Source organism: Paraburkholderia sp. (genome assembly GCF_035656215.1).
In the GTDB taxonomy this organism is placed as follows: domain Bacteria; phylum Pseudomonadota; class Gammaproteobacteria; order Burkholderiales; family Burkholderiaceae; genus Paraburkholderia.
In genome coordinates, this window is the sequence record NZ_DASRSY010000216.1 from 1 (window position 1) to 5,968 (window position 5,968).

Genomic DNA, 5,968 nt, shown 5'->3' on the forward strand with positions numbered 1-5,968 from the left:
CGTCCGATCGCCTCGGTACCGAGATCGCGGAACTGATGCAAACGCCGGGCGCGGCGCGCAATCGCCTCGTGTCCGACTCGTACGTGCCGCATCCGGACGTCGATGCGCTCGGCTACGGCGAGCTCGTGTTCGAGTTGAACCCGCGCTTCACGCAGATCGACCAGAAACTGCGCGACGCCGTCAAGCAAGGCTTGCTCGAACCGATGCCTCAGAGCCTGCCGCAATTGGCCGCATGGACCGAAGCGGCACAGCAGAAAGGCCTGATCGATGCCGACGATCGCCGCGTGCTCGAAGACTACGCGCGGTATGGTGCGCTGGTCGTGCAGGTCGACGACTTCCCTGCCGACTTCGACATGCTCGCGAATTTGCAAAAGCGCAAGGATGCGCTCGAAAAAGCGCTGGAACTCGCGGCTTGAGCGCCTTGAAAAAAACATCCAGGCGGGGCTCTCCCAGATGCCCCAAACTGGGTGCACACTGACACACGTCCGAAGTCCCCCAAGGGGACTTCCTTCGGGGCGTGGCCAGCGGAGCAACGAACGATATGAACGACTCTTACCTGAACTTCGTCAACTCGCCGTTCGGCGCGCGCCTCGCGCGCTCGCTGGGCTTGCCGAAGCCCGAGATGCTGCACCGCTATCGGGCGGACCGGCCCGAGTTCGACGGGCTGGTGGCGATCGGTGCGGGCCGCGAACCGCATCTGCTCGAGGCGCTCGCGAATCTCGTCACGAGCATTGGCGTAACCAGTGTTGCGCATGAAAGCGCGGGGCTATGGGTGCCGCTCGCGAATCGACATGGTCTGATGACCGGCCGTTTCGAGGCGGCGGAGTCCGGTTCGCATGGCAAGCTCAGCGCCCTGCTGTTCGATGCAAGCGGTATCGAAGACAGCAGCCAGCTTGAACCGCTGCACGGATACTTCCACGACACGTTGCGCTCGCTCGGCAAGTGCGGCCGCATCATTGTGTTGGGACGTCCGCCGGAAACCTGCGCGACGCCGCGTCAATGGACCGCGCAGCGCGCGCTCGAGGGCCTCACGCGTTCGCTAGGCAAGGAAGCGCGGCGCGGTATTACCGCCAATCTTGTCTACGTGGAGCAAGGCGCCGAGAGCGGCATCGAAGCGACGTTGCGATTCTTGCTATCGCCGCGTTCCGCCTATGTGTCGGGCCAGGTGGTGCGCATCGGCGTACGCGCGGGCGTCGATGCCTTGCCGGCGTTCGACTGGAATCAGCCGCTCGCGGGCCGGCGTGCCGTCGTCACCGGCGCGGCGCGCGGCATCGGCGCGTCGATTGCGAGCGTGCTCGCCGCGGAAGGCGCGCACGTCATCGGCATCGACATCCCCTCGGCGCGCGACGCGCTCGATTCGACGATGCGCCAGTTGAACGGCACCGCCCTCGCCTTCGACATTGCTGCGCCCGAAGCGCCCGCGCAGATCGCCGCGGCGCTCGACGAACAGGGCCTGGATATCGTCGTGCACAACGCGGGCATCACCAAGGACAAAACCATCGCGAAGATGACCGATGCCGCGTGGCAAAGCGTGATCGACATCAACCTGTCCGCGCAGGAGCGTATCGACGACGCCTTGCTCGCGGCCGGCATTTTGCGCGACGGCGGCCGCATCATCGGCGTGTCGTCGATCAGCGGCATCGCGGGCAATCTCGGCCAGACCAATTACGCCACGTCAAAAGCCGGTGTGATCGGCCGGGTGCAAAGCATGGCGCCGCATCTGCGCGCACGCGGCATCACGATCAACGCGGTCGCGCCCGGCTTTATCGAAACGCAGATGACCGCGAAGATTCCGCTGACCATCCGCGAGGCCGGTCGCCGTATGAATTCGATGAGCCAGGGGGGCCAGCCGGCGGATGTCGCACAGACCATCGCGTGGCTCGCGCATCCGGGATCGGCGGGCGTGAGCGGCCAGGTCATACGCGTGTGCGGACAAAGCCTGATTGGAGCGTGAGCATGGGTGAGCCGGGTGATCCGCTCAGGAGTGGCCACGCAGCGAGCGCGGGCCGTCCGAAGACCGTCGTCATCGAGCAGTTGCCCGCGCCGGCAAAGCTGTATGCCCGCGCGTTGTCCGGCATCGTCAAACGTGGGCGCGACACGCACCTGCCGGCATTGCGCCTCGTGCGCCCCGCCGTGGTCCTCGACCCCGGGCCGATCTGGCGTTATTCGCGGGTTTGCGGCTTTATCCCCGAGCACGGCGTGCCGCTCACGTATCCGCATCTGCTTGCCTTCCCGCTGCACCTGCTGATGCTGACCGACCCGGCGTTTCCCTGGCCGGCACTCGGCCTCGTGCATCTGGCAAACCACGTGCGACTGCGCCGGCCGCTCGCTTACAAGGACATGTTGCGCGTCGAGGTCGAATTCGGCGCGCTGCTACGTCACGACAAAGGTCAGGCGTTCGTGCTGCATACCCGTATGTACCGCCGTGGCGAAGCAGTGTGGGACGGCGACAGCGTCTATCTGAAACGCGGCGTGCCGGCACGCGGCGGTCCGCTCGATCCGCTGGAACTCGGGCACGACGCGCTGCAGCGCATCTCGCGCTGGCAACTGGCGCCGCAACTGGGCCGCGACTACGCGAAAGTATCCGGCGACTACAACCCGATTCATCTGACCGCGCTATCCGCGAAGGCATTCGGCTTTCCGCGCGCCATTGCGCATGGCATGTGGACGCTCGCACGCGCCGCCGCCGCGCTGCAACCGCCGAAACCGCTCGCCGAGGCTACGTTGAGTGCTGAATTCAAATTGCCGATGCTGCTGCCGGGCGAAGCAACACTGTGGAGTGCATCGCCCTCGCTGATCGAGCGAGACCTCGAGGTACGCGACATTGCCGGGGAAAAACCGCACTTGCGCGGCCGAATGCAGTGGAAGCTGCTATGAAGTCCCGCAGGCACGCCTATGTTTTCGTCATCGCATGGAATTGAAGCTGCCTGAGAATCGTTGTTGAGCTAACAGAAGCACCACAGCAAAGAAGCCCTATTCACTATTCGTACCGTTCAATAACCAGGGAACGACCCAAAGGAGCCGAGCATGTCCAACCCGCTGCCCGCCGTGCGCCGCGTCGCCATCATCGGCGGCAACCGGATTCCGTTTGCCCGCTCGAACACTACCTACGCGACCGCGTCGAATCAGGACATGCTGACGTTCACGCTGCAAGGCCTGATCGACCGCTACAACCTGCATGGCGAACGTCTGGGCGAAGTGGCGGCCGGCGCCGTCATCAAGCATTCGCGCGATTTCAACCTGACGCGTGAATCCGTGTTGTCCACCACGCTCGCGAAAGAAACGCCCGCCTACGACGTGCAGCAGGCCTGCGGCACCGGGCTGGAAGCCGCCATTCTCGTCGCCAACAAGATCGCTCTCGGGCAGATCGAAGTAGGCATCGCGGGCGGCGTGGATACGACCTCCGATGCGCCGATCGGTGTCAACGAGCGCATGCGCAAGATCCTGCTCGAAGCGAATCGCGGCAAGAGTACCGGCCAACGTGTCGGTGCACTGACCAAACTGCGACCGGGCATGTTTTTCAAACCGCTTTTGCCGCGCAATGGCGAGCCACGCACCGGGCTTTCCATGGGTGAACATTGCGAGCTGATGGCCAAGCGCTGGAACATCTCGCGCGAAGCGCAGGACGTGCTCGCTTACGACAGCCACCGCAAGCTCACCGAGGCGTATGCGCGCGGCTTCGTCAACGATCTGATGACACCGTACCGTGGCCTTGCGCGCGACAACAACCTGCGCTCCGACCTGACGCTCGAAAAACTCGCCGGTCTGAAGCCGGTATTCGATCGCGACGCGGGCACGCTGACAGCCGGCAATTCGACGCCGCTGACAGACGGCGCGTCCGCCGTATTGCTCGCAAGCGAAGAATGGGCGGCCAAACATGGCCTGCCGGTGCTGGCGTACTTGAGCTGGTCCGAAACCGCCGCCGTCGACTTTTTCGACAAGAAAGAAGGCCTGCTGATGGCGCCCGCTTATGCCGTGCCTCGCATGCTGGCGCGCGCCGGGCTCACATTGCAGGACTTCGATCTGGTCGAGATTCACGAAGCATTCGCTGCGCAGGTGTTGTGCACGCTCACGGCGTGGCAGGATGATGAGTATTGCCGCACGCAACTCGGTTTACCGGAGCCGCTCGGCGCGATCGATCGGGCAAAATTGAACGTGAACGGCAGCTCGCTCGCTACCGGCCATCCGTTTGCCGCCACGGGTGGCCGCATTGTCGCCGGACTCGCGAAAATGCTCGCACAACTCGACAAGCCGGCCGGCACTGCGCGCGGGTTGATTTCGATCTGCGGGGCGGGCGGCCAGGGCGTGGTGGCGATTTTGGAACGCACACAAACAGATGAAGCCACGGCTTCAGGAGACGACCGATGACCCAGCCAACGCAAGCCCCGCTCTCGCCCGCCGCCGGATCCGCACCCCTGACGAATGCAGCCGATCAGGTGCCCAGTCAGACGGCGAATCACGCGCCCAACACCGACGGTATCTGGTACGCGTCATATCCGGCAGACGTACCGCATGAAATCGACGTCAAACAGTACGAATCGGTCGTGCAGTTCTTCGACGAATGCATCGCGCAGTTTCGTGAGCGCGTGGCGTATGTAAGCGTCGGCGCGAACATGACGTATGGCGAGCTCGGCCGCAAGGCGACCGCGTTCGCCGCGTATCTGCAAAGCATCGGCGTAAAGCCTGGCGAACGGGTCGCGATCATGCTGCCGAATACGTTCCAGTATCCGGTGTCGCTGTTCGGCGTGCTCAAGGCCGGCGGCGTGGTGGTCAACGTGAATCCGCTCTACACGGTGCGCGAACTCGCGCATCAGTTGAAGGACAGCGGCGCGCAAACCATCATCGTGTTCGAGAACTTCGCGAAGACGGTCGAAGACGCGCTGCCCGGCACCAAAGTGCAGAACGTCATCGTAACGGGCCTCGGCGACCTGCTCGCCGACGGCCTGAATCTGAAGGGACGTCTGCTCAATTTCATGCTGCGCCATGTGAAAAAGATGGTGCCGGCATACAGCCTGCCCAAAGCGGTGCCGATGCTCGAAGCCCTTTCGATCGGTTACACGCGGCCGTTGACGCCGGCGCGCCCCACTCACGCCGACATCGCTTTCCTGCAATACACCGGCGGCACGACCGGCGTGGCCAAAGGCGCGATGCTCACGCACAGGAACATCATCGCCAATCTGTTGCAAGCGAAGGTGTGGTCTGCGGGGCAACTGAGCGGCGACATCGAAACGGTGCTCACGCCGCTGCCGCTCTATCACATCTATTCGCTGACGGTGAATGCGCTGATCTTCATGGGACTCGGCGGGCGCAACATCCTGATCGCCAATCCGCGCGACATGAAGCGCGTGATGATGATCATCCGTCACGAGAAATTCACCGGCATGACCGCGGTCAACACGCTCTACAACGCGTTCCTCGACAACGAAGAGTTCTGCAAGCGCGACTTCTCGAACCTTAAACTCGCGATGGCGGGCGGCATGGCTACGCAGAAGTCGGTCGCCGATCGCTTCAAGGCGGTCACCGGCAAGCCGATCATCGAAGGCTACGGGCTCACGGAGTGCTCGCCGATCGTGTCGATGAATCCGGTGGACCTGACCAATCTGCGCGACTTCGAAGGCTCGATTGGTTTGCCCGCGCCGTCCACGCAAGTGCGCTTCAAGAAGGACGACGGTACGTGGGCGAACATCGGCGAAGCCGGTGAGCTGTGTGTGAAGGGCCCGCAGGTGATGAAAGGCTACTGGAATCGCCCGGAAGAAACCGCCAAGGTGATCGACGACGACGGCTGGCTCGCCACCGGCGACATCGGCGTGATGGATTCACGCGGCTTCATCCGTCTGATCGACCGGAAGAAAGACATGATCCTGGTGTCGGGCTTCAACGTCTATCCGAATGAAGTCGAAGACGTGATCGCGGCGCTTCCGGACGTACGCGAAGTCGCCGCAATCGGTGTGCCCGACGCGGCGCAAGG

Annotated in this window: 5 protein-coding genes; all 5 read left to right on the top strand. The window is 63.5% G+C overall.

What is annotated here, in order from left to right; all coding sequences use genetic code 11:
• Positions 1-416: acyl-CoA dehydrogenase domain-containing protein (locus VFE81_RS12265; RefSeq protein WP_325044846.1), on the top strand; the 416-nt coding region annotated here is incomplete at its 5' end.
• 125 nt (positions 417-541) lie between these two features.
• Positions 542-1,954 carry a 3-oxoacyl-ACP reductase gene (locus VFE81_RS12270; protein WP_325044847.1) on the top strand — a complete coding sequence of 471 codons (1,413 nt, stop codon included), beginning with the start codon at positions 542-544 and terminating at the stop codon, positions 1,952-1,954.
• A 2-nt stretch (positions 1,955-1,956) separates the two neighbouring features.
• On the top strand, positions 1,957-2,877 hold the full coding sequence (locus VFE81_RS12275) for a MaoC/PaaZ C-terminal domain-containing protein (RefSeq protein WP_325044848.1): 921 nt from the start codon (positions 1,957-1,959) through the stop codon (positions 2,875-2,877).
• 150 nt (positions 2,878-3,027) lie between these two features.
• Complete coding sequence (locus VFE81_RS12280; RefSeq protein WP_325044849.1) at positions 3,028-4,368, top strand: acetyl-CoA C-acetyltransferase; 1,341 nt, start codon at positions 3,028-3,030, stop codon at positions 4,366-4,368.
• Positions 4,365-5,968, top strand: a 1,604-nt coding sequence (locus VFE81_RS12285) for an AMP-binding protein (RefSeq protein WP_325044850.1), incomplete at its 3' end; no start/stop codon positions are given. The genes VFE81_RS12280 and VFE81_RS12285, both read left to right, overlap by 4 nt.

Coding starts and splice junctions, on each gene's coding strand:
- VFE81_RS12270 (WP_325044847.1), top strand. CDS start 542: ATGAACGACTCTTACCTGAACTTCGTCAACTCGCCGTTCGGCGCGCGC.
- VFE81_RS12275 (WP_325044848.1), top strand. CDS start 1,957: ATGGGTGAGCCGGGTGATCCGCTCAGGAGTGGCCACGCAGCGAGCGCG.
- VFE81_RS12280 (WP_325044849.1), top strand. CDS start 3,028: ATGTCCAACCCGCTGCCCGCCGTGCGCCGCGTCGCCATCATCGGCGGC.